The organism is Bacillus swezeyi (genome assembly GCF_030908325.1).
GTDB lineage: Bacteria > Bacillota > Bacilli > Bacillales > Bacillaceae > Bacillus > Bacillus swezeyi.
The window spans coordinates 3424443-3447500 of record NZ_CP133085.1; the positions used below are offsets into that span (position 1 = coordinate 3424443).

At 45.9% G+C, this 23058-nt stretch carries 18 protein-coding genes and 21 tRNA genes (1 of these 39 cut by a window edge); 6 read left to right on the forward strand and 33 right to left on the reverse strand.

Annotated elements, in window-relative coordinates; genetic code table 11:
* The first annotated feature begins 34 nt into the window (after positions 1-34).
* The 4 genes from RBH91_RS16975 (at position 35) to RBH91_RS16990 (ending at position 2891) form a co-directional block, all read left to right on the forward strand.
* A complete protein-coding gene (locus RBH91_RS16975) occupies positions 35-1366 on the forward strand; it encodes a cytochrome ubiquinol oxidase subunit I (protein WP_307892313.1) in 1332 nt (443 codons plus the stop codon).
* Positions 1367-1403: 37 nt separating this feature from the next.
* On the forward strand, positions 1404-2447 hold the full coding sequence (locus RBH91_RS16980; protein ID WP_307894782.1) for a cytochrome d ubiquinol oxidase subunit II: 1044 nt from the start codon (positions 1404-1406) through the stop codon (positions 2445-2447).
* Positions 2448-2511: 64 nt separating this feature from the next.
* Positions 2512-2673 (forward strand): DUF1540 domain-containing protein, encoded by a 162-nt coding sequence (locus tag RBH91_RS16985; protein WP_076761342.1) that lies wholly within the window; start codon positions 2512-2514, stop codon positions 2671-2673.
* Positions 2674-2699: 26 nt separating this feature from the next.
* On the forward strand, positions 2700-2891 hold the full coding sequence (locus RBH91_RS16990; protein ID WP_076761341.1) for a hypothetical protein: 192 nt from the start codon (positions 2700-2702) through the stop codon (positions 2889-2891).
* A gap of 170 nt (positions 2892-3061) precedes the next feature.
* Here the strand turns inward: RBH91_RS16990 and menC are convergent, their stop codons facing one another.
* From menC to RBH91_RS17020, 6 genes are all read right to left on the reverse strand, one after another.
* On the reverse strand, positions 3062-4171 hold the full coding sequence (menC, locus tag RBH91_RS16995) for an o-succinylbenzoate synthase (RefSeq protein ID WP_307892314.1): 1110 nt from the start codon (positions 4169-4171) through the stop codon (positions 3062-3064).
* Between the two features lie 12 nt (positions 4172-4183).
* Entirely contained in the window at positions 4184-5620 is a 1437-nt protein-coding gene (locus RBH91_RS17000; RefSeq protein WP_307892315.1) for an o-succinylbenzoate--CoA ligase, read from the reverse strand.
* 81 nt (positions 5621-5701) lie between these two features.
* Positions 5702-6520 carry a 1,4-dihydroxy-2-naphthoyl-CoA synthase gene (gene menB / locus RBH91_RS17005; protein ID WP_076761338.1) on the reverse strand — a complete coding sequence of 273 codons (819 nt, stop codon included), beginning with the start codon at positions 6518-6520 and terminating at the stop codon, positions 5702-5704.
* Positions 6521-6533: 13 nt separating this feature from the next.
* Positions 6534-7358 carry a 2-succinyl-6-hydroxy-2,4-cyclohexadiene-1-carboxylate synthase gene (menH, locus tag RBH91_RS17010; protein WP_307892316.1) on the reverse strand — a complete coding sequence of 275 codons (825 nt, stop codon included), beginning with the start codon at positions 7356-7358 and terminating at the stop codon, positions 6534-6536.
* Positions 7346-9085 (reverse strand): 2-succinyl-5-enolpyruvyl-6-hydroxy-3-cyclohexene-1-carboxylic-acid synthase, encoded by a 1740-nt coding sequence (gene menD, locus RBH91_RS17015; protein WP_307892317.1) that lies wholly within the window; start codon positions 9083-9085, stop codon positions 7346-7348. The genes menH and menD overlap by 13 nt, the downstream gene beginning before the upstream one ends.
* A complete protein-coding gene (locus RBH91_RS17020) occupies positions 9082-10506 on the reverse strand; it encodes an isochorismate synthase (protein ID WP_307892318.1) in 1425 nt (474 codons plus the stop codon). Before RBH91_RS17020 ends, menD begins: the two co-directional genes overlap by 4 nt.
* Positions 10507-10773: 267 nt before the next feature.
* Between RBH91_RS17020 and RBH91_RS17025 the strand changes: the two genes are divergently transcribed.
* The gene (locus RBH91_RS17025) at positions 10774-11706 is read left to right on the forward strand and encodes a 1,4-dihydroxy-2-naphthoate polyprenyltransferase (RefSeq protein WP_076761334.1); all 933 of its coding nucleotides are present in this window, start codon (positions 10774-10776) and stop codon (positions 11704-11706) included.
* A 109-nt stretch (positions 11707-11815) separates the two neighbouring features.
* Positions 11816-12568: a TraR/DksA C4-type zinc finger protein gene (locus tag RBH91_RS17030; RefSeq protein WP_187444676.1), complete on the forward strand. Its 753-nt coding sequence runs from the start codon at positions 11816-11818 to the stop codon at positions 12566-12568.
* 32 nt (positions 12569-12600) lie between these two features.
* On the opposite strand, the gene RBH91_RS17035 is transcribed toward RBH91_RS17030, so the two are convergent.
* From RBH91_RS17035 to RBH91_RS17165, 27 genes are all read right to left on the reverse strand, one after another.
* Complete coding sequence (locus tag RBH91_RS17035; protein ID WP_307892319.1) at positions 12601-15000, reverse strand: glycogen/starch/alpha-glucan phosphorylase; 2400 nt, start codon at positions 14998-15000, stop codon at positions 12601-12603.
* Positions 14961-16442 carry a glycogen synthase GlgA gene (gene glgA, locus RBH91_RS17040; RefSeq protein WP_307892320.1) on the reverse strand — a complete coding sequence of 494 codons (1482 nt, stop codon included), beginning with the start codon at positions 16440-16442 and terminating at the stop codon, positions 14961-14963. Before glgA ends, RBH91_RS17035 begins: the two co-directional genes overlap by 40 nt.
* Positions 16439-17467 carry a GlgC family sugar phosphate nucleotidyltransferase gene (locus tag RBH91_RS17045; protein WP_307892321.1) on the reverse strand — a complete coding sequence of 343 codons (1029 nt, stop codon included), beginning with the start codon at positions 17465-17467 and terminating at the stop codon, positions 16439-16441. Before RBH91_RS17045 ends, glgA begins: the two co-directional genes overlap by 4 nt.
* A gap of 25 nt (positions 17468-17492) precedes the next feature.
* Complete coding sequence (locus RBH91_RS17050) at positions 17493-18632, reverse strand: glucose-1-phosphate adenylyltransferase (RefSeq protein WP_076761329.1); 1140 nt, start codon at positions 18630-18632, stop codon at positions 17493-17495.
* Positions 18629-20512: a 1,4-alpha-glucan branching enzyme gene (glgB, locus tag RBH91_RS17055; protein WP_307892322.1), complete on the reverse strand. Its 1884-nt coding sequence runs from the start codon at positions 20510-20512 to the stop codon at positions 18629-18631. Before glgB ends, RBH91_RS17050 begins: the two co-directional genes overlap by 4 nt.
* Positions 20513-20693: 181 nt before the next feature.
* Positions 20694-20765, reverse strand: a tRNA-Glu gene (locus tag RBH91_RS17060).
* A gap of 10 nt (positions 20766-20775) precedes the next feature.
* Positions 20776-20866: transfer RNA gene (locus RBH91_RS17065), tRNA-Ser, on the reverse strand.
* A gap of 1 nt (position 20867) precedes the next feature.
* Positions 20868-20942, reverse strand: a tRNA-Asn gene (locus RBH91_RS17070).
* Between the two features lie 6 nt (positions 20943-20948).
* Positions 20949-21025 (reverse strand) — tRNA-Ile (locus RBH91_RS17075).
* Between the two features lie 15 nt (positions 21026-21040).
* A tRNA-Gly gene (locus tag RBH91_RS17080) sits at positions 21041-21111 on the reverse strand.
* Between the two features lie 8 nt (positions 21112-21119).
* Positions 21120-21195: transfer RNA gene (locus RBH91_RS17085), tRNA-His, on the reverse strand.
* A 21-nt stretch (positions 21196-21216) separates the two neighbouring features.
* Positions 21217-21292, reverse strand: a tRNA-Phe gene (locus RBH91_RS17090).
* A gap of 11 nt (positions 21293-21303) precedes the next feature.
* Positions 21304-21380 (reverse strand) — tRNA-Asp (locus RBH91_RS17095).
* 39 nt (positions 21381-21419) lie between these two features.
* Positions 21420-21496, reverse strand: a tRNA-Met gene (locus RBH91_RS17100).
* A 27-nt stretch (positions 21497-21523) separates the two neighbouring features.
* Positions 21524-21616: transfer RNA gene (locus RBH91_RS17105), tRNA-Ser, on the reverse strand.
* A gap of 7 nt (positions 21617-21623) precedes the next feature.
* Positions 21624-21700, reverse strand: a tRNA-Ile gene (locus RBH91_RS17110).
* 5 nt (positions 21701-21705) lie between these two features.
* A tRNA-Met gene (locus RBH91_RS17115) sits at positions 21706-21779 on the reverse strand.
* 31 nt (positions 21780-21810) lie between these two features.
* Positions 21811-21883, reverse strand: a tRNA-Ala gene (locus RBH91_RS17120).
* Positions 21884-21889: 6 nt separating this feature from the next.
* Positions 21890-21966, reverse strand: a tRNA-Pro gene (locus tag RBH91_RS17125).
* A gap of 10 nt (positions 21967-21976) precedes the next feature.
* A tRNA-Arg gene (locus RBH91_RS17130) sits at positions 21977-22053 on the reverse strand.
* A gap of 9 nt (positions 22054-22062) precedes the next feature.
* Positions 22063-22148 (reverse strand) — tRNA-Leu (locus RBH91_RS17135).
* 9 nt (positions 22149-22157) lie between these two features.
* Positions 22158-22232: transfer RNA gene (locus RBH91_RS17140), tRNA-Gly, on the reverse strand.
* A gap of 15 nt (positions 22233-22247) precedes the next feature.
* A tRNA-Leu gene (locus RBH91_RS17145) sits at positions 22248-22332 on the reverse strand.
* A 6-nt stretch (positions 22333-22338) separates the two neighbouring features.
* Positions 22339-22414: transfer RNA gene (locus RBH91_RS17150), tRNA-Lys, on the reverse strand.
* Between the two features lie 81 nt (positions 22415-22495).
* Positions 22496-22571: transfer RNA gene (locus RBH91_RS17155), tRNA-Thr, on the reverse strand.
* An 18-nt stretch (positions 22572-22589) separates the two neighbouring features.
* Positions 22590-22665: transfer RNA gene (locus tag RBH91_RS17160), tRNA-Val, on the reverse strand.
* A 342-nt stretch (positions 22666-23007) separates the two neighbouring features.
* A protein-coding gene (locus RBH91_RS17165) for a hypothetical protein (RefSeq protein ID WP_307892323.1) crosses the window boundary here: on the reverse strand, positions 23008-23058 show its end. 138 nt of this gene lie beyond the right edge of the window; 51 of the gene's 189 nt are visible here — the last part of the coding sequence; its start codon lies off the right edge, out of view; it ends in the stop codon at positions 23008-23010.

Genomic DNA, 23058 nt, shown 5'->3' on the forward strand with positions numbered 1-23058 from the left:
AGCAAAATGGTGTGCATGAAAGGTGGCTTTCCGGATGAATGATTTAATTTTTGCAAGAAGCCTTTTCGGAACAACGATGGGATTCCATATTATCTTCGCATCTTTGGGCGTCGGAATTCCTTTGATGATCCTTTTGGCTGAGCTGATTTATCAAAAAACAAAAGATCCCCATTACGGCATTATGGCTAAAAGATGGACAAAGGCGCAAGCCGTTTTGCTGGGAGTTGCGATCCCGACCGGAACCATTGCAGGAACACAGCTGGCGCTTCTTTGGCCTGGATTCATGGAAGTGATCGGAAAAGTGATGTCACTGCCTTTTCAAATCGAAATTTACGCATTTTTTATCGAGGCTTTGTTCATGTCTATTTATGTATATGCGGCAGACCGCTTGACACCTCTCATGAGAATCACAGCCGTTATCTTTATCGTCATCGGGGCGGCCGCTTCAGCCATCTTAATTACGAACGTTCACGCTTTCCAGGGAACGCCTGAAGGCTTCAAGATTGTGGGCGGTGAAATCACAGACGTTCAGCCATGGACAGCCTTTTTTAATAAAAGCTTTGCAGTGACGGCCGGCCATGTCGTTGTTTCTGCTTTTATGACAGGCGCTTTTATCATTGCGACAATCGCGGCATACAAAATGCTCCGCAATCGCGGGAACGAAAAAGTGTATACCCTGCATAGAAAAGCGCTTCTGCTCGGACTGCTCGTCGGAGGCGTGTTTTCTCTGATCACTGCAATAAGCGGGCATGAATCCGCACAATATCTTCACCATTATCAGCCTGAAAAGCTGGCCGGTGCGGAAGGGTTATTTGAAACCCAGTCCCATGCGCCCCTGGCAATCGGCGGTATACCTGATGAAGCCACACAATCGATTAAGTGGGCGATTGAAATTCCGTGGGCTCTGAGCTTTTTGGCAGGTAATCGGTTTGATACCGTCGTTAAAGGTTTGAATGAATTTCCGAGGGATGAGTGGCCGCCTCTGTTCATCCATACGCTGTTTAACGGGATGGTATTAATCGGCAGCCTCTTGATCGTTTATGCCGCAGCCGGCTTAATATGGAGAAAGGTTTTAAAAAGAGACCATTTTCCGCGCTGGATGCTGATTTTTTTTACGACGGCAGGACCGCTCAGCCTGCTTGCGATTGAATTCGGCTGGGTCTTTGCATGTACCGGAAGACAGCCTTGGGTGATCTATCACATGCAGAAAACGTCTGAAGTGGTCACGACATCGGGTTCAATCGGCATATTATTTCTTTTGTTCTTTATTGTCTATGTCATTTTAGGAGCAGCGGTGGTGTTCGTTTTGCAATATTATTTTAAACGCCATCCTGTCGAAGAAGACCTTAAAACCTCTGAAGCATAAAAATCACGGGACAACAGAAGGGAGTCATATGATGCTATTGGATGGAACAACAGATGCCCTGCTGGCTATTTCGATCGTCTGGGGATTCATATTCATCTACGCCGTCATGGCGTCCATGGATTTTGGAGCCGGCTTTTGGTCGATGATTTATATGAATAAAAAACAGTTAAAAGCGACAAACATCGCAAACCGCTATCTCTCTCCGACATGGGAAGTCACAAATGTCTTTATCGTCGGAATTGTCGTTGCCCTCTTCAGCTTTTTTCCCGGGGGGACTTTTGTGTTGGGAACGGTGCTTTTGATTCCCGGCAGCATTATTTTATTGCTGCTCGCCATTCGAAGCGGCTTTTTGGTATTTTCCCACGCCGCGAAAGGGTATGAAAGAGCGTTGACTTATGTTTCAGGCATCAGCGGTTTTATCATTCCCGCCGTTTTAATCCTTGTGCTGCCCGTCACTCACGGAAATGTTGTATATCGGCAAAACGGCAGCCATCAATTGGATTTCACCAATTTATTTTTAAGCCCGCATGCTTATTCATTTATGGGATTTGCCATTTTCAGCACCCTGTTTTTGTCTTCATTATTGCTTGCTGATTTTTCAAATGTAGCCGATGAAAGAGACGCATATCAAGTTTATCGCCGCAACGCTCTGATTACCGGGCCGCTCGCTCTGCTTTTGTCTTTCAGCATTATGATGACAATGAGAACTGAAGCAAACTGGCTATACACGAAAATGATGAACGGTCTTCCATGGCTGATTCTGTCTTTTCTGCTGTTTCTTATCGCATTTGTCGCTCTGTTTTTGCCGAATACTGACAATAAAGATCGTCTGGGAAAGCCGCGTCTCGCCGTTATTGCCATTACACTCCAGTATTTTACGGCCAGCTACGTCTACGGAAGAGCCCATCTCCCATATATGATCTACCCTGATGTCACGATTCAATCCGGCTTCACCGCTCCGGAAACGTTCAGAGCGCTGTTCATCTCATACATCATCGGTTTTATTATTTTGTTTCCCGGCTTCTATTACTTCTGGAAATTATTCATGAAAGACAAGCGGTATATTAAGCAGCCTGAATAAGTATGAACCCGGCGTATTCGGTTAAGCTAAAAAACGTACACTATTTTTAAGGGGGCCAAACCAGATGGACCAAAAAATACTGTGTGAAGTCAACAACTGCACATACTGGGATAAAGGAAACAAATGTACAGCAGACGCCATCTATGTCGTCAGCCATGCAGAAGGCGAAAAAGCTTCATCAAGCGAAGAAACAGATTGTAAAACATTTAAACCTGAACACCATTAAACCAGAGTGATGAAGGAGGAACAATCATGAATAAAGAGTTGCTGCTAAAGGCTTTTTATCAAGAAGTTCAGGGAGCCGATGAAACCTCTTTCCAAAAGGCTGCCCGCTCCTTCATGAACTTATGGGATTATGAATACGGCTGTCTTGACGGTTTGCCTGAACAGGCAGATCGGCTGATCGGACAGACCGAGCATGAAGACCTGCTGTTGGGGGAATAAGAAAGAGCTGTCATCAGGACAGCTCTTTCTTTATTCAGGAGATAAAAAAACCGGCTCCATGATGAAGCCGGCCCAAACGAGAAGGGAATAATGTACATATTCAATATACAAGAAAGCTAACAGCTAAACAAATCTTGAAAATGCGGATATTTGCAGGCTAAAGGCGATTTTTACTGCTTAAATACATCCATTTTAGACGAATTTTTTCTCAAAATATTTGCGTCCACTTGAAATCCCATTCCGGGGCGGTCCGGAACCTTTATAAATCCATTGTCAATCTGAATTTCCGGTTTTACTATGTCCTCTTCCCAATACCGTGAAGATGAGGAAATATCACCTGGTATTAAAAATTGCGGAAGAGAGCTGAGTGCGATGTTATGCGCTCTGGAAATGCCTGTTTCAAACATGCCGCCGCACCAGACTGGCATGTTATGCTCTTTGCAAAGATCGTGAATCTTCAGCGCTTCCGTTAGTCCCCCGACCCGCGAAGGCTTGATATTAATGATTTTGCAGCTTCCAAGTTCGATTGCCTTTCTCGCATCTTCGGCAGAACGTATGCTTTCGTCAAGGCAAATCGATGTTTTTATATGCTTTTGCAGATGACGATGGTCTACGATATCATCATCTGCCAACGGCTGTTCGATCATCATCAGCTTGAATTCGTCCAGCTCTTTTATCCGGCTGATATCTTTCAGGTTATAAGAAGAGTTCGCATCCGCCATCAGGGGAACCCTCGGAAAATGTTTACGGATTTCTTTTAACAGCTCTACATCCTGTCCAGGCTGAATTTTGAGTTTTATCCTTTGATATCCTTCTTTTACATATTGGGCAATTTCCTGAAGCATATCCTCAAGCGGTGCAAGTCCGACGACAACGCCGGCAGGCACCTCTGTTTTCACTCCGCCAAGCGCCTCTCTTAAAGAGATGCCTTTTCTTTGGGCATAAATGTCCCAAAAGACAGCCTCAAGTCCTGCCTTCGCCATTCGGTTGCCTTTAAATCCGCGAAGGCTGTCGGGAATTTCTGAAGGATGTGTGAATGATTCTCGGAGCACAGCCGGAATAAAAAAATCTTTCAGCATGTGGTAGCATGTCTCCGTTGTTTCTTCCGTGTACCACGGCGATGCAAAAGCGGAGACTTCTCCCCAGCCAGTCACACCGCTTTGGTCTTCCGCCTCGATAATGATAAATTTACGTTCTTGAAAGGTTTCCAAGCTTGATTTAAAAGGCTTTTTCAACCGCATGCTGAGGTGATACAATGTCAGCTGTCTGATTTGAATCATGGCGATCTCCTTCTACAATTTGTGTCTCATCAATTTATTTGAAGCATTGCGCGGTAATTGGCCGACAACATGAAAAGCTTTCGGCACCTTATATGAAGCAAGCCGTTCTCGGCAAAATCGGAATAGTTCTTGTTCATCGACAGGCTCATTGACAACGAGATAGGCGTGAGGTACTTTTCCCCATGTCTCGTCATCGGCCCCTTTCACTCCCGCTTCAGCTACTGAAGGGTGTGCAATGAGAACCGCTTCAATTTCTGCGGGATAAATATTTTCCCCGCCTGAAATCATTAAGTCTGAACGTCTGTCCAAAACATATAAAAATCCGTCATCGTCAAAATACCCGATATCTCCGGTTTTAAACCAGCCTTCCTCGAATGACTCTTGGTTTGCCGCCTCATTTTTCAAATAGCCCTTCATTACCGCAGGCCCTTTTACAGTAATTTCACCGTGTTCCCCGCTTTTGCAGACCGCCCCGTTTTGTTCGATTCTGATGCTTGAAGCAAACAGCGGTTTGCCGGCTGATCCAAGCTTTGTGATACTGTATTCGGGAGCGAGTGTCGCAATCTGTGAACACGTTTCCGTCATTCCGTATGATTGAACGACAGGCATCCGTTTCTTTTTGCATTCTTCAAGCAATGCATACGGTGCAGGCCCTCCTCCCAGCAAGAGGCATCTCAGCGGTTCCGGACAGTTGTCCACACTTGCAGCCAGCCGGGAAAGCGTCGTCTGAACGACCGAAATGATGGTCACTTGATTGTCTTTGATCGAATGAAGAACATCTTCCACATCAAATTTTTGATGCAGCACAACTGTCATTCCGTAAATCACGGATTTGAAGAGGGCTGATAATCCGCTGATATGAAAAAGCGGAAGGGCGATCAGCCAGCGGTCATTTTCTGCGAGACCAAGATTCAAGGCAGAGGAAACTGCGCTGAAATAATGGTTGGCAAATGTCTGCATAACCCCCTTCGGACGTCCGGTCGTACCTGAAGTGTACATGATCGTGGCCGTATCGTCTAAATGGATATCGGCAGCATCTGAAAGCGGTTCAGCCGGAATCTGTTGGACGTCTTCTATTGCAAAAGTGCGGACAAAATGATCTTTTTTATGCTCTTGTGCGAAGGGCTGTTCCGTCATAAGCAGCTGCGCTTCTGAATGTTCAAGTTGATATGTTCTTTCCGCTTTTGACAGCTTTGTATTCAGCAAAACGATACGTACGCCAAGAAAGAAGCAGGCATGCACGGCGATGACCATTTCGATCCGGTTTGTCAGAAGGATGGCGGCTGTATCTCCTTTTCTGATAGAACAGCTTTTCAGCTGTGCGGCCATTTTTTTTGTTTCTTTATGTAATTGCAGGAAGGTAAGCTGCTGATTGCCCTGAATCACAGCCACCCTGTCAGGTGTCAGCTCTGCACGCTGTTGAAGCCAATTTGGCTGGTCCATTAGCATGTCATCATCTCCAAAGAACAAAATTTCTTGAATGATAAAAGAAAACAGCTCAGTCGCACCAAGCTGTTTCTTTTATCATGTTTAAGGAAAACGCGGGAACTGTCCAAAGTCAGGACGGCGTTTTTCTTTAAACGCATCGCGGCCTTCTTTTGCTTCATCTGTTGTGTAGTAAAGGAGCGTTGCATCCCCGGCAAATTGCTGGATGCCTGCAAGTCCGTCTGTATCGGCGTTAAAGGCTGCTTTGAGGAATCTAAGCGCTGTCGGACTTTTCTCAAGCATTTCTTCACACCATTGAATCGTTTCTTCCTCAAGCTTTTCAAGTGGAACAACCGTGTTGACAAGGCCCATTTCCTTAGCTTCCTGTGCATTATATTGACGGCACAGATACCAGATTTCACGGGCTTTTTTATGGCCGACGATCCGCGCTAGATAGCCTGAACCGTATCCAGCATCAAAGCTTCCCACTTTCGGGCCGGTTTGTCCGAAAATCGCGTTGTCAGCGGCAATCGTCAAGTCGCATACGATATGCAGCACATGGCCGCCGCCGATTGCATAGCCAGACACCATTGCAACGACAGGCTTCGGTATCACACGAATGAGACGCTGCAAGTCAAGTACGTTCAAACGAGGGATTTCGTCTTCTCCCACATATCCTCCATGGCCTCTGACCTTTTGGTCTCCGCCTGAACAGAACGCTTTATCTCCCGCCCCGGCAAGAACAATGACGCCAACATTTGCATCATCCCTTGCATAAGCAAAAGCATCGATTAGCTCTGATACGGTTTTCGGACGAAACGCGTTATGTACATCAGGCCGATTAATCGTGATTTTCGCTATTCCGTTGTATGTTTCATATAAAACATCTTCGTATTGACGTTCGCTTTTCCATTCTACAGTCATGAAATGTGACCTCCTATTTTAAAATAAATTCACTTACTATTTTACCAAAAAAATCGGGTTCTTCCACATGAACCGCATGGCCTGCTTTTTCAGCCACGACTAGACGGCATTCGGGGATGTGCCGATTCATCTTTTGATTGATCCCGACAAACTTTTGATCAAGGCCGCCGGCAATGAGAAGAGACGGATATGTGATTTCACCAAGCCTGTCCCACCAGGAAGGCTGTGAACCGGTTCCCATGCCGATTAAACTGTTGGCAAGTCCGAGCGGATTGTTGTTCAGCCGTTCTTCGCGGATTTTGTTTCTTTCGGATTCAGCCAACAAAAGCTGGGAAGCAAACAGCGGAATGCTCTCCCAGTAATTGACGAAAGGTTCTATCCCCTCTTTTATAATCCGCTCGCTGAGACGGCTGTCCTGCTCCCTTCGTTTTTGTCTTTCATCAGGTGTTTGAAGACCCGGAGAGCTGCTTTCTAAAACCAAGGCTGTCACGCGGCCGGGATGAGTCATCGCAAAGGATAAGGCAAGCCTTCCCCCCATGGAATAGCCGATCAAATACACCTGCTTCAGCTTCAACAGATCAAAAATCTCCGCAAGATCGGCGATTTGCTTCTCCGTGCTGTAGCGGCTTTCATTTTCAGGCGAATCGGTTCGGCCGTGTCCGAGCAGATCGACTTTGATGCGGCGGATTCCCTGAAAGTATCCGTCAACTTCGTCCCAAGTTTTTGCGCTTCCTGTAAAGCCGTGCAGAAAAACCGCCGTTTTTTCTGCTGGTAATCCGTCGGTGTCTTCGATTGCATAAGAGACGCCGTCTTTTAATGTCAATTTCAAAACGGCCACTCTTTTCTGATTTCATGAAGCGCCGAATCAAGCATATGGCGATGGTGCTGAACACGGTCATCACGCTTCGTCTTCACTTCAATAATATCGAGGCCGCGGCGGTTGACGGAAGATAAATAAGCGTCGGCAAAATGAGCGGAGGATTCTGGACATACATATCGTCCCCCGTAAAGTTTGGCGGCATGTTCAAATTCCAGTCCTGTAGGCGTTCCGAATAATTGCTCGAAATATTTCTCTTCAGCAGACTGAGGAAGAAATGAGAAAATGCCTCCCCCGTCATTGTTGACAAGAACGACTGTCAACGGGATGCCGAGCGTTTTGCTGACAAGCAAGCCATTTAAATCGTGATAAAAAGACAAATCTCCAATCACAAGGGTGACCGGTTTTTTTGTTGCGGCATAAATGCCGAGGGCGGTCGACACCACTCCGTCAATTCCGTTGGCTCCCCTGTTGGCAAAGATCCGAAAAGACCGCTCCTGATTTTCAAAAAATGTATCCACATCACGAATCGGCATGCTGTTCCCGACAAACAGAGAACTGTTTTCCGGGATATAATGCTGCAGGTGTCGATAAACATTTCCTTCAAATGTAAGATCCTCAGCTTCAAGATTTCTTAAATGATGGCGGAATCGCTTGTTGGCAAACTGCCATTTTTCGAGCCAGCCGAAAGATTTCTTTTCGGTAAGCGAGGCTTCCATAAAGGCGGCAAATTCCTGTTCAGCAGCATGCAGCATGTGGGAGCTTTGCTGTGTCGGGTCGCGCCAGCCGCCATCAGGATCAACGACGATTTGCCGGATAGCTGGATTTTGTTTTAATAGCTGGAACAGCGGTTTTGATACCGGCATCGGCCCAAAACGGATGACAAGCTCAGGCATGAGATATTGCTTCAATTCTTCATCTTTCAAAAATGAATCGTACGCATCGATGACCGTTTCTTTAGAATGGCTGCCGTTTCTCAAGTTTGACAGCGGATCAGCCAAAATCGGGTACCCCAATGCTTTTGAAAGAGATAAAATATGCGGGGCCGCGTCTTCATTTTGAAGCTCTCCGCAAACAATCACACCTTTTTCAGTCTCACGGATCAAAGCGCTTAAAGCTTCAAGCTCGTTTTTGTCAGCGGAGGCGTGACCGCTTGCGGCCGACACATGGCCGCGGTTTCTCACTCTTTGGAACGGCTCATCATCTAGGTTTGGCATCAGCGGCTCTCTCAATGGAAAATTGATATGGACCGGACCGCACGGCGCTTTTGCCGCTTCTCCGGCAGCCCGCCCCGCCAAAGAACGAATATATGCCAGCATATCCGGATGGATATCAGGGAGAGCCGAGTCTGTGAAATACTTAACAAAGTTGCCGAATAAGAATTGCTGATCAATCGCTTGAGGTGCTCCTACTTCGCGAAGCTCGTGCGGCCGATCAGCCGTTAAAATGATGAGCGGTATTCTTGAATAATGAGCTTCAACCACTGCCGGGTAAAAATTGGCCGCTGCCGTTCCGGACGTACAGATCAAAGCGACGGGTTTTCGTTTCGCCTTTGCCATTCCCAGCGCAAAAAAGCCGGCAGATCTTTCATCAACATGAACATGAACGTTCAAATCCGGATGAGCAGCCGCCAGAATCGCAAGCGGCGTTGATCTTGATCCCGGGCAGATGACCGCTTCAGTTACGCCTGCAAGTGAAAGCTCATCAATAAAGTTTCCTATATATTTTGTAATCGGATTTTCAGTCAACGGGTATCGCCTCCAAGAGCAGACAGCATTGGCTTCAGTTTCATTTGCGTTTCTTCGTACTCCAGCGCGGGGTCGGAATCGGCGACAATCCCGCAGCCCGCAAAGAGCCTGGCCTCTTTCGACTCAATCAGCCCTGACCTGATCGCAACCGCAAATTCTCCATTGCCGCGCATATCAATCCATCCTGCCGGCGCCGCATACCATCCTCTTGACATCGGTTCAATATTCCGGATGACCTCAACTGCTTTGTGCTGAGGCGCTCCTCCGAGGGCTGGTGTTGGATGGAGCTGCTCGATTAAATGAAACAGGGAGGATTCCTCATTCATTTTGCCGACAACCGGTGTATAAAGGTGCTGTACATTTTTTGTTTTGTACAATCCCGGCTTGTCCGGCTTTTTGACATGGCTGCAGTTTGATAAAAACGCCTTGAAAATCATGTTGACGACAATGTCGTGTTCAATTAAATTTTTCTCATCGTTTAACAGCTCAAGACCGAGCATCTGGTCTTCCTGTTCATTTTCGCCTCTTTTGATCGAGCCCGCGAGACAGGTGGAGAGCACCTTGTCTGCATCTTTTTTAATGAGCCGTTCAGGAGAAGCGCCGACAAAGCTTTTGCCGTTTTCCTCAATAGCGAAAATATAGCTTGTTTTTTGTTCAGACATAAGATTACACAATACGTCATGAAGCTGAACAGGTTTGTTAAACGTCAAAAGGGTTTCTCTTGCCAGTACGACTTTTTCATATTTGCCTGTTTTGATGTCATCTGTCGCCTGGCGAATCGCGTCAAACCACTGCGGAAGGTGCAGCTCTTCCCTGCCCTCACACAGAGGATGTTCCTTCTCATTTTCCTGAAGAACATTTTGTTTTAAGATCTGAGAAGCAGCGGACTTTAGATGAGCAAGAACAAATCGAACATCTTCACTGGGAGCTTTCCATTGATTTAGTGTTAAAAATGATTCCTCTCCGTCCTGCGTCAGCATGACAGAGGGAATAAAAAAAGCGCCTTCCTGGTAGCCATTCCAATGTTGATCTCGTTCTTCCAATGGGTCGAAAGAAAAACCGCCGAACAGCAAAGGCCCTGCTGGCGTTTGACTCCTTCTTTCACCTTCATGGAAATGATATGCTTTCTCTTTTAAGCGCTCCCATTTTTCATGTATATCCCGATAGCGGCCGGCATCCTTTTGATCAGTGGAAACCGTTATTTCTTTTCCCAGGCCGACAAGCGTCATTTCCCCTTCAGGATCAGACCAAAAAAACCGGTTGCCGGCATATTTTTCTTCTCCGCTTTTGAAAAAGGAAAGGGCTTCTAGGCCTTCTATTTTTCTGGAATAACTTATTAAAACAGCATGGTTGACTTTTTTGACTACATTTAATGCTTCAGGCGCTTCCCGAAGGAAGGTGCGCTGCACTGTTGTCACCATGATACATTCCTCCAAAATCCGTAAAATGCTTTTATAACCATACACCTGTGTACGATGTGTGTCAACAAAACGACACTTTGTTAACAGGTGCCCTTACTATTATAAACGTAATCGGCCAATTGAAAAAGACAAGGTGGTTTATTATTTTTCACCAGTGTTCCGGCTGCTTTTTTTCTAACAATATCACCCATTATATTGACACCTTTTTTAACTTTTTCTAAACTTAGTATGGACGTGTACGTATTAAAACTAAAGGAGTCAAACTTTATGCAGCATCAATCACTTTCAGGGAGTGTTTCTGAAATAAAGCCGGAAAAATGGCGTGTATGGTGGATGTTAACAAGACCGCATACACTGACAGCCGCATTTGTCCCTGTTACACTTGGGACGGTCATGTCCCTTGAGGCAGGGCGAATTGATATATGGCTGTTTTTAGCTATGTTATCAGCCTCGATCCTGATACAAATTGGAACAAATTTATTTAATGAGTATTTCGATTACGTGCGCGGGCTCGATAATGAAAACTCGGTCGGCATCGGAGGAGCCATCGTCCGCTACGGAATGAAGCCAAAAACGGTATTATATCTGGCATACGGCCTCTTCTTGGCAGCCGTTGTGCTCGGTGTGTATATATGTGTGTCTTCAAGCTGGTGGCTGGCGCTCGTCGGATTAATTTGCATGGCCGTCGGATACCTTTATACAGGCGGCCCTCTTCCCATTTCTTATACGCCATTCGGCGAAATCATGTCCGGCGTCTTTATGGGGATGATGATTATCCTCATTTCCTACTATATCCAGACCGGCGGACTGGCTTGGAATGTCTTTCTGATTTCGCTTCCGATCACGATTCTAGTCGGGGGAATCAACCTTTCCAACAACATCCGCGATTTGGTCGGAGACAAGGAAAACGGAAGAAAGACGCTTCCGATTTTGGCAGGAAGAAAAAATGCCGTACAGATATTAAGCTGGGTATTCATTGTTTCTTATTTATTAATCGGTCTGTACATCGTGTTCGGGATCATTTCTTTTTGGAGCTGCCTTGTTCTTTTAAGCCTTCCGAAACCGATTAAAGCGATCAAAGAATTCAAGGTGAAAGAAAAACCGGCCGATCTGATGGTCGCGATGAAATCAACGGCGCAGACGAACACATTTTTCGGCCTTCTGCTTGCGCTTGCCTTGGCCATTCAATATATTTTCTAAAAAAAGAGCCCTTAGCAGGCTCTTTTTTTTTGCTTTTTTTACAATGAAAGTTCTGTTTAAATTCGTTCATACTAAAAAGGCAGCACTTTTTAGAAATGGGGCGATACATGTGCTAACAAAGGAACAGTTGACAAAACTTGAAAATGAACTGAAAGCCGGCAAAGAACAGATTGTGAGCCGGTTTAAAGACAGCGGCCATTTTGGCATGGATATCACATATCCTTTCAACTCAACAGGGGAGCTGTCCTCTTACGACAATCACCCTGGAGATGAAGGGACAGAGCTTTACGAGCGGGAAAAAGATCTTGCCCTTTACGAGCATGAAAGGGAGCATTTACACGATATTGAGCATGCGTTATCTTTGATTGAAAAAGGAGAATACGGCCGTTGTGAAGTATGCGGAAAAGACATTCCTTACGAAAGGCTCTCCGTGCTGCCTACGGCAACGACATGCAGTGAGCATTCTTCAACAGTATCTGTATCAAAAGACCGTCCGATCGAAGAAGAAGTGTTAAACCCTCCTTTCGGCCATTTTGAACGAGATGAAGATGATGAAAATGTGGCATACGATTCAGAGGATGCTTATCAGGATGTCGAGCGCTACGGCAATTCGGAAACACCGCAGGATTTAGCTGTCCCTCCGCTGTCATACAGCCAAATGTACATGGAATATGAAGAGCCGCTTGGTTATGTCGAAGATTACGAAAATTATGCCGCGACAGATATTACGGGAAAAGAAATCACGGTCTATCCGACGAAAGAGCATGAAAAATATGAAGAACTGCTTGATGAAGAGGGCATCATGACCTCATTCGGAGACCTGCCTCCGGCGGAAAAAGAACCATATACAGAGGATGACTAAGCCCCCGGCAGAAGGGGCTTAGCATTTTGCCGTTAGCGGGGGTGCGGCTTAATGCCCCAGATATCGTCCGCGTATTCCCTTATCGTGCGGTCACTTGAAAAATAGCCAGCATGGGCAATATTTGTGACGGCCTTTTCAGCCCAAAGCCGTTTATCCCGGTAATCCTTTTGAATTCTTTCCTGGGCTTCTGCATATGACGCAAAATCCTTTAACACAAAATACTCGTCATTATGTGCGAGAAGGGAATCATAAATCTGTTCAAATTCATCTGCTTCACCTTCAAAAAATCCGCTGATCAGCTGATCTGCCGCCTGTCTGATTCTTGCATCATGCTGATAGTATTCCCGTGATCGGTAACCGCCTTTTTCGCCATAATGAAGCACTTCATCCGCCTTTAAACCAAACGTATAAATACAGTCGGGACCCACTCTCTCCAGCATTTCAATATTGGCCCCGTCATGCGTTCCGATCGTTAAAGCCCCGTTAATCATGAATTTCATGTTTCCGGTGCCGGAAGCTTCTTTGCTTGCCGCAGAGATTTGCTCACTGACATCTGAAGCCGGAAAAATCCGTTCAGCTGAAGACACACGGTAATTTTCCAAAAAGATGACGTTCATTGAGTGTCTGACTTCAGGGTCATGGTTGACTTTATGTGCGACAGAATGGATCAGCTTAATGATTTTTTTGGCATAATGGTAAGTCGGCGATGCTTTTGCTCCAAAAATAAATGTTTGCGGATAAATGGAAAACGCGGAATCATCCTTCAGCCTGTTGTAAAGGTACATCATATGAATCACATTTAAAAGCTGCCGCTTATAGGCATGCAGCCGTTTCACCTGAACGTCGAAGATGCTGTCGGGATGAACGGCAAAGCCTGTGCTGTTTTTTATGATGTCTGACAGAATCTGTTTTCGTTGCCTTTTTATTTTTTGAAACGATTCGATAAAAGAGGCATCATGGGCATACGGCTGGAGTTCAAGCAGACTTTCCGGATCTTTGATCCACTTGTCCCCTATCGCTTCGGTAATGAGGTCAGCCAGCGGCGGATTTGCTTTTAAAAGCCATCTTCTATGTGACATGCCATTTGTTTTATTGTTGAATTTAGAAGGAAAAACGGTATAAAAGCCGTTCATTTCACGCTCTTTTAATATGTTGGAGTGAATATTGGCAACGCCGTTTACACTATAGCTTCCGACAATCGCCAGATGTGCCATTTTCACTTCTCCGTGAGCGATAATCGCCAGTTTTTCAATCCTGTCCCAATCTCCCGGGTATTTTTCCCACAGCCATTCGCAAAACCGTTCATTGATCTCTTCAACAATCATAAAAATTCTTGGCAGAAGCGGTTTAAATAAGTCAATCCGCCATTTTTCAAGAGCCTCGGCAAGCGTCGTATGGTTCGTATATGAGATCGTATGTACTGTTATATACCACGCTTCCTCCCAGGTCATTTTTTCTTCATCGAGCAGGATTCTCACCAGCTCCGGCACTGCTAAAGCGGGATGTGTGTCATTAATGTGGATCGAAACTTTTTTGTGGAAGTCGTATAGAGACCGGTGATTTTTTTTGTAGCTCTTCACAATGCTTTGCAGGCTTGCGGATACTAAGAAATACTGCTGCTTGAGCCGGAGGACTTTCCCTTCGTCATGTGTGTCATCCGGATATAAACATTCTGATACGGCCTCTGTATCCAGCTTATACTTCAAGATATTCTGCTCGTGCTGGAGACTGCAAGGCTCGGCATTCCACAGCCTGAGGGTATTGATCGTCTTTGTTTTATAGCCGATCACAGGAATATCATGAGGCACGGCTGTGATGACTTCGGCATTTTCATTCCAAAAGCGCAGACGGCCGCCTTCCTGGGCCATCTTAACCTCACCGCCAAAATAAACACAGACTGCTTGATCCGCATTGCGGATTTCCCAGACATACCCGTGCTTCAGCCATTGTTCAGGAAGCTCGACCTGATGGCCGTCAACGATTTTTTGTTCAAAAAACCCGTGTTTATAGCGAATCCCCATCCCGTGCCCTGGAAGGTCAAGCGATGCCAGCGAATCCAAAAAGCAAGCCGCAAGCCTGCCCAAGCCCCCGTTTCCGAGCCCCGCATCTATTTCGGTCTCTTCAATGTCATCAAGAGAAATGCCAAGCTCGCCAAGACCCCTTTGGACAATGCCGCGTACGCCGAGGTTAAGCAAATTTTGCCCGAGAAGCCTGCCCAGCAGAAATTCAATCGATAAATAGTACGTTTGTTTGTTTTGGTTGGAACGGCTCTGCTCATTCGTCCCGATCCAGTTTGAGCTGATATATTCTCTGACCATCATGCTGAGCGTCTGGTACTGATCAAGTTTTGATGAATCGTGAAAGCTTTTGCCGCACAGCCTCTCAAGCCGTTTTAAAAAGCTTTGTTTAAAGCTTTCTTTACACGAGAACATGACGCTTCCCCCCTTGTCACCCGGTCGAATATCTGCTGATACTGCCGGGCTGATTCGGCCCAGCCCACATTCTGTGTCATCGCTTTTTGGACAATGTCATTCCAAATATCTTTTTGATGATAAAAGGACAGCGCTCTTTTGATCGTGTACTTCATATCGTGGGCATTAAAATGGGTGAATGTAAATCCGTTGCCTTCCCCGGTTTTTTCCTGGTAAGCCGATACGGTGTCATGAAGACCGCCTGTTTCCCTGACGACCGGAACCGCTCCATATGTGAGGGCGATCAGCTGTCCAATCCCGCACGGCTCGAATTTAGAAGGCATTAAGAAAAGGTCGCTTCCGGCATAAATCTTATGGCTGAGCGGTTCGCTGAATCCGATGTATGCCCTGCATTTTCTCGGGAATGCGTACTCCATATAGCGGAAATAGCTTTCGAATTCTGTTTCGCCGGTCCCTAAAACGATGATCTGCATCTCTTCTTCTTCAAGCAATTCGTGCAGAACTCTTTTGATCAGGTCAATGCCTTTTTGTTTTGTAAGCCTTGTGACCATACTGATGACCGGAATTTTTTCATTTTCAGTGAGCCCCAGCATCTGCTGAATCACGGTTTTGTTTTTCCGTTTTCCGGCAAGATTTTCTGCGTCATAGTGATAATCGATGTGGGGATCATGCAAAGGATCGTATATTGTCTTATCGATCCCATTTAAAATTCCTGTCAGGACATCCTGCCTTTCGGAGAGGACGCCTTCAAACCGCTCGCCATAATAAGGCGTCAGAATTTCATTGCGGTATGTCGGACTGACTGTTGTCACTTGATCAGCCGCCATGATTCCGCCTTTCATATAATTGGCGTTTCCATAAAACTCAAGCCTGTCAGTGGTCATATGGGATAAATCAAGTCCAAGCAGATCATGAACGGTCTCCTTCGGAAAGACTCCTTGAAATTGAAGGTTATGAATCGTCAGTACGGTTTTCATGTCTTGGTAAAATGGCTTTTTCCCATATTCCTCTTTCAATAAATAATTGATCATGGCTGCATGCCAATCGTGTGTATGAATGATGTCAACGGCCAGATCCAGCGTGTATAAAGCTTCTAAGACGGCCCGCGAAAAAAAAGCGAACCGTTCTCCGTCATCATAATGGCCGTAAAGTGTACTCCGCTTAAAATAATATTCATTGTCGATAAAATAATAATGAATACCGTCATGCTCAAGGACTTCAATACCGCAATACTGCCTGCGCCAACCGACGGATACTTCGCACTCGGCGATTTTGTTCATGCGCTTTTTGAAGTCTTCGGCAATCAAGCTGTATTTCGGCATCATCACCGCCGTTTCAACTCCTAAAAGGGCAAGCTCCTTCGGAAGAGCCCCGGCTACATCTGCGAGCCCCCCCGATTTTACAAACGGCACACACTCAGAAACAGCGAATAATATGTTCAAGAGTTCATCAGCGCTCCTTGCACGGCTCCTTTTTTCAGCATAAACGGAAGGTTCATTGTCCCGGACATTTCGATGTCATGGCCGATCTTGACGTCTTTGTCACAGATGACATGTTCTAAACGGCAATTTTCTCCAATCTGTGTTTTTTGCATCACAATGCTGTTTTTAATTTTTGTTCCTTTGCCTACATAAACCCCGCGGAACAGCACCGAATTCTCGACTTCCCCATCGATCACGCAGCCGTTTGCGATGATCGATTGTTTCACACTGCTATTTTGTGAATATTTCACTGGAGGTTCATGTTTCACTTTTGTGTAAACAGGGTGCTCCAAATGAAAAATCTGCTGCCAAAACACCGGATGAATCAGTTTCAGACTGTGAAGCAAATAGGTTTCCGGCGTATCGATAACAGCGGTATATCCCGAATGCTCATAACGGCAGATAGAAAGCGAGTTCCGCTCCTTTTCGACGGCTTCTTCAAATGACCGCAGCCCTGTTTCCTGATGACCCTCAATCATTTCTTTTAATAGCTTTTTGGCCGTCACGTACATGCCAAGAGGCTTACCTTCCTGACATATTTCAGTCAGATCACAGCCTGATTCAAGATGTTTTTTTAGAACAGATTGAAACGGAATTTGACAGACTGTATAGCTGTTGGTGATGACTGCATATTGTTGTGTGCTTCTCTTAAAATAATCAAGATGCTCGGCAAACTGATGAAATGATCCCAGCCCGGCATTTTCATCATGAGAAAGTGAAGCAGGCAGAAAGAACAGACCGTCTCTTTTCCGATTTAAATCCCACTCCTGACCAGATCCCAAGTGATCCATTAAGGAGCGGTACGGAGGCCTGGAAAATACCGCAACACTTCGAATACCTGAATTGACCATACTTGATAAAGCAAAATCAATCAGCCGGTATCTGCCCGCAAACGGGACAGCTCCAATGGAACGTCCGGCGGTTAAATCTTGAAGAGACTGCTGATTTACGGCTGCATCAATAATTCCCAGCATTTGATTATTCATTGGCATCCCCGCCTCTCCCAGTTGATTAGACAACCTTATGTTTTTCTACAAACTCCTCTGTGATAAGCAGAACCTCATCATTCTCAGACTTGGCGCGAAAGCCGTCCGGAAGCCGCATTCCGGGTGGAACAATGGCATTTTCTAGTTCAACATGATCTCCGATTTCGGCATCGTGCATAATCACCGAATGTTTGATTTTGGAGTGCCTGCCGATACTGACGCCTTGAAAAACAACCGATCGGGCTACCGCCCCATAGACGGCGCACCCCTCACTGATGAGAGATTCTTTTACTTCCGCTTGTTCAGCAATAAATTGGGGCGGAAGGTCAGGCGTGACCGAGTAAATTCGCCAGTTTCGCTCAAACAGATCAAGCGCGGGATGGTCTCCAAGCAAATCCATATTGGCCTCCCACAAGCTTCTGATCGTCCCGACATCCTTCCAGTAGCCTTGAAACGGATATGCATTCAGCTTCTTTTTTTCATGAAGAAGAGCAGGAATAATGTCCTTGCCGAAATCATGGCTGGAATCCATTTTTTTCTCATCTTGTTCCAATGCCTCTTCAAGCACGCTCCATTTAAAAATGTAAACACCCATCGAAGCTAAATTGCTTTTCGGATATTTCGGCTTTTCCTCAAAATAAGTAATGTCCATCTGATCGTTTGTGTGAAGAATCCCGAAACGGCCGGCTTCAGCCCAGTTAACCTCAATGACAGCAATGGTGGCATCAGCCTGTTTTTCAATGTGGTATTCAAGCATCTTTCCGTAATCCATTTTGTATATATGATCCCCTGATAAAATGAGCACATGTTCAGGCTGACGCTCTTTTAAAAAATGGCGATTTTCATAAATGGCGCTTGCCGTCCCTTTATACCACTTCACTTCTGATGCCTCAGCATAAGGAGACAGAATCGCAACCCCGCCGTTATTCCGGTCAAGATCCCATGTTTCACCTATACCGATATATGAATTCAGCAAAAGCGGCTGGTATTGAGTCAGTACACCGACATGATGGATTCCAGAATTTGTGCAGTTGCTGAGGGCAAAATCGATGATTCTGTACTTTCCGCCAAACGGAACCGCAGGCTTAGCCAAATGTTTTGTCAAAGCGTTCAGCCTGCTTCCTTTTCCGCCTGCTAAAAGCATGGCCACACACTGGTCTTTCATCCCTTTTTCACTCCTCTCTTTTTGACCGCTCTGAGAATCGAGATCCCAAGCGGGGGGACAGTCATGCTAATACAGGCTGGTTTGCCGTGCAGAACGCCTTTTTGTGCTTGGAGATGTTTCAGATTGATTTGATGCGAACCGCCGTAGGCTTTATCATCGCTATTTAAAATTTCAACATATTCGGTTTGAAAAGGGACGCCGATCTGATAGCCGTGATAAACTTCCGGTGTAAAGTTGCAGACGATGACCAGCGCTTCGTTCGGCTTTTTTCCATAGCGGATAAACGATACAACGGATTGTTCCGCATTATGGACATCAATCCATTCAAAGCCTTGCGGACGATGATCATTTTCGTAAAGAATCCTGCTGTTTTTATAGATGTGAAAAACGTCTTTTGTGAAGTTCTCAGCTTTATGATGCATCTCAAAATCCTCTAAAAACCAATCAAGCTGTTCATCATCCTTCCATTCATCAAATTGGGCGAACTCCCCGCCCATAAAAAGAAGCTTTTTTCCGGGATGTGCAATGAAAAAACCGATCAGCAGGCGGTATTGAGCAAACTTCTGCCAATAATCTCCAGGCATTTTATGAAGCAGAGACTTTTTGCCGTAAACCACTTCATCATGGGAAAACGGCAAGATGTAATTTTCAGAGTAGGTGTACATTAAGGAGAAAGAAACAAGATGATGCAGGTGCTTTCTTTGTTCAGGAGGGGTTTCCATATAGGTTAAAATGTCATTCATCCAACCCATATTCCACTTATAGTTAAACCCTAGACCGCCTTCATCAGTCGGATGCGTCACCTTCGGCCAGTCTGTGGAGTCCTCTGCTATCATCAGAAAATGCGGATCTTTAGCAAAAACTTGTTCATTTAAGGATTGGATAAATTCGATCGCAAAACCGTTGGCTTCAGGCTGAGGACGGTTTGGCCAATACAGGAGGTTTGCGACGGCATCGACTCGAAATCCATCTATATGATACATTTGAATCCAATACAGCGCATTCGATATTAAAAAACTGTGAACTTCGCGTTTTCCGAAATCAAAATTCGCGGTTCCCCATTCCCAATTTTCCCTGTCATGCTCATGTATATATTCATACAAAGGCGTTCCGTCAAATAAATACAAGCCGTGCTCATCCTTGCAGAAATGGCCGGGAACCCAATCAAGAATGACGCCGATGTCATGCTGATGGCACTGATCGATAAAATACATCAAATCATGCGGTTTTCCATACCTGCTTGTCGGACTGTAATATCCCGTTGTTTGATAGCCCCATGAACGATCAAAAGGATGTTCAGTAATCGGCATCAGCTCGATATGAGTAAAACCATGCTCCTTTACGTAAGGAATAACCATTCCACTCATTTCCCGATACGTGAAGAAGCTCCCATCGGCTTTCTTCTTCCATGAACCGATGTGAAGCTCATAGATCGAAACCGGTTTTTCATAAACGGCCTTACGCTTTTTCTTCTTCAGCCATTTATGATCGTTCCATTCAAATCCCGGCAGCCGATAAGTAATGGACGCTGTTTTCGGCCTGACTTCAGAAAGGAAAGCATAAGGGTCAGCCTTTAGTTTCGTTTCATTTGCAGCTGTCGTGATTTCATATTTGTACAGCTCCCCCTCTTCAACTCCAGGGATAAACAATTCCCATATGCCTTCATGACTCAGCTTTCGCATCTGATGTGTCAATCCGAACCAGCCGTTAAACGTCCCGACGATTCGGACTTTTTTAGCATGAGGAGCCCAAACGCAGAACCGGAAGCCTATTTGGCCATCCTGCTCTGTCTGATGAGCGCCGAATAATCTATAGCCTTCATAAAGGCGGCCTTCATGAAACAGATGCATTTCAAAATCTGCGGCACTCACATCAGTCATTGATTTCATCCTTTCTGCCACTATATTTAAAGATTACTCATTTATTCGCAGAAAATGGATCGATCCCTCTTATGAAAGCGCTTCTTTTTATTGACAAAATTCAACAACAGCTTTCAAACCAATTGACTGAAGTCATACAAAAAAACCCCTGTATCAAATAGATACAGGGGTTTTTAAACGATGACCCGTACGGGATTCGAACCCGTGTTACCGCCGTGAAAGGGCGGTGTCTTAACCACTTGACCAACGGGCCATATTTGAAATGGCGGAGAAGGAGGGATTTGAACCCTCGCGCCGCTTACACGACCTACACCCTTAGCAGGGGCGCCTCTTCAGCCACTTGAGTACTTCTCCATGGCTCCACAGGCAGGATTCGAACCTGCGACCGATCGGTTAACAGCCGATAGCTCTACCACTGAGCTACTGTGGAATATCATGGTGGGCCTGAATGGACTCGAACCATCGACCTCACGCTTATCAGGCGTGCGCTCTAACCAGCTGAGCTACAGGCCCATGATATGCAAATGAAGCGGGTGATGGGAATCGAACCCACGACATCAGCTTGGAAGGCTGAGGTTTTACCACTAAACTACACCCGCATTTTTATTGGGGCGATTGATGGGAATCGAACCCACGAATGCCAGAGCCACAATCTGGTGCGTTAACCACTTCGCCACAACCGCCAAAATATATCAAATTGTAAATGGTGGCTCGGGACGGAATCGAACCGCCGACACACGGATTTTCAGTCCGTTGCTCTACCAACTGAGCTACCGAGCCAAGTATTTAAATGGCGGTCCGGACGGGACTCGAACCCGCGACCTCCTGCGTGACAGGCAGGCATTCTAACCAACTGAACTACCGGACCATTTAGCTGCACCCTTCGGGTACTTCTTATGAATTGTTTTGGTTGCGGGGGCAGGATTTGAACCTGCGACCTTCGGGTTATGAGCCCGACGAGCTACCGAACTGCTCCACCCCGCGATGATAATAAATCATATAGAGAATGTATGGCGGAGGAAGAGGGATTCGAACCCCCGCGGGCTTTGACACCCCTGTCGGTTTTCAAGACCGATCCCTTCAGCCAGACTTGGGTATTCCTCCGTAATAATGGTGGACCTTGTAGGACTCGAACCTACGACCGGACGGTTATGAGCCGTCTGCTCTAACCAACTGAGCTAAAGGTCCTTTAATAGCGGCGGAGGGGATCGAACCCCCGACCTCACGGGTATGAACCGTACGCTCTAGCCAGCTGAGCTACACCGCCATGATATAGATTTAATATAGAGATAACAAAGTGGAGCCTAGCGGGATCGAACCGCTGACCTCCTGCGTGCAAAGCAGGCGCTCTCCCAGCTGAGCTAAGGCCCCAAAGAATGGTCGGGAAGACAGGATTCGAACCTGCGACCCCATGGTCCCAAACCATGTGCTCTACCAAGCTGAGCTACTTCCCGTTACACATAATGGCGCGCCCGAGAGGAGTCGAACCCCTAACCTTTTGATCCGTAGTCAAACGCTCTATCCAATTGAGCTACGGGCGCATATGTCAATGCCGAGGGCCGGACTTGAACCGGCACGGTAGTCACCTACCGCAGGATTTTAAGTCCTGTGTGTCTGCCAATTCCACCACCCCGGCGTGGATGGTTGGAGCGGAAGACGGGATTCGAACCCGCGACCCCCACCTTGGCAAGGTGGTGTTCTACCACTGAACTACTTCCGCAAAATATATTGGCGATGCGGATGAAGGGACTTGAACCCCCACGTCTTTAAAAGACACTAGAGCCTGATTCTAGCGCGTCTGCCAATTCCGCCACATCCGCATAAAATGGTGAGCCATGAAGGACTCGAACCTTCGACCCTCTGATTAAAAGTCAGATGCTCTACCAACTGAGCTAATGGCTCCAATCTTACGAATAAAAGCTGATGACTCATCAAACAGTCATTCTTTTTTTTCAGCAACTTTTATATTATATCATAAAATCGTGGTGCCGGCAAGAGGACTTGAACCCCCAACCTACTGATTACAAGTCAGTTGCTCTACCAATTGAGCTACACCGGCTCATTATAAATATATTAATGGTGGAGGATGACGGGATCGAACCGCCGACCCTCTGCTTGTAAGGCAGATGCTCTCCCAGCTGAGCTAATCCTCCGCATCAGTTATTTGTGTAACTCTCGATCTGACAAGGACTATTATATACGGGAACACACCCATTTGTAAAGGCTATATTAAAAAAATTTTATTTTCAGTTTTTTTCTTCATATGTACATCTTTTTTATGGGAAACTTAGCCGGTTTTCCTTCTTTAAATTCTGTTTCTTTTTCAAATCAGCGAGCAGAACAGCAAAACTTTTGCCGCCGTGCTCTTGATATTCGATGATATGGTTCTATAATAGATTCTCCAAACGGCTGAAGAATTCCTGTCTTTTTGCGACGACAAATTTGTATTCCTGCTGATTTTTCAAGACGATTTTAAGCCCGTTTGGTATCATCATTCACGTATATTGTTTTTCTACTCTCGCTATATCATGAACCTTAATATTCAG

What these genes read in the sequence shown, in the direction of transcription:
- RBH91_RS16975 (WP_307892313.1), top strand. Translation starts at nt 35, where the DNA reads ATGAATGATTTAATTTTTGCAAGAAGCCTTTTCGGAACAACGATGGGA.
- RBH91_RS16985 (WP_076761342.1), top strand. Translation starts at nt 2,512, where the DNA reads ATGGACCAAAAAATACTGTGTGAAGTCAACAACTGCACATACTGGGAT.
- RBH91_RS17000 (WP_307892315.1), bottom strand. Translation starts at nt 5,620, where the DNA reads ATGCTAATGGACCAGCCAAATTGGCTTCAACAGCGTGCAGAGCTGACA.
- RBH91_RS17025 (WP_076761334.1), top strand. Translation starts at nt 10,774, where the DNA reads ATGCAGCATCAATCACTTTCAGGGAGTGTTTCTGAAATAAAGCCGGAA.
- menC (WP_307892314.1), bottom strand. Translation starts at nt 4,171, where the DNA reads ATGATTCAAATCAGACAGCTGACATTGTATCACCTCAGCATGCGGTTG.
- RBH91_RS17020 (WP_307892318.1), bottom strand. Translation starts at nt 10,506, where the DNA reads ATGGTGACAACAGTGCAGCGCACCTTCCTTCGGGAAGCGCCTGAAGCA.
- RBH91_RS17035 (WP_307892319.1), bottom strand. Translation starts at nt 15,000, where the DNA reads ATGTTCTCGTGTAAAGAAAGCTTTAAACAAAGCTTTTTAAAACGGCTT.
- RBH91_RS17045 (WP_307892321.1), bottom strand. Translation starts at nt 17,467, where the DNA reads ATGAATAATCAAATGCTGGGAATTATTGATGCAGCCGTAAATCAGCAG.
- glgB (WP_307892322.1), bottom strand. Translation starts at nt 20,512, where the DNA reads ATGACTGATGTGAGTGCCGCAGATTTTGAAATGCATCTGTTTCATGAA.
- RBH91_RS16990 (WP_076761341.1), top strand. Translation starts at nt 2,700, where the DNA reads ATGAATAAAGAGTTGCTGCTAAAGGCTTTTTATCAAGAAGTTCAGGGA.
- menB (WP_076761338.1), bottom strand. Translation starts at nt 6,520, where the DNA reads ATGACTGTAGAATGGAAAAGCGAACGTCAATACGAAGATGTTTTATAT.
- RBH91_RS17050 (WP_076761329.1), bottom strand. Translation starts at nt 18,632, where the DNA reads ATGAAAGACCAGTGTGTGGCCATGCTTTTAGCAGGCGGAAAAGGAAGC.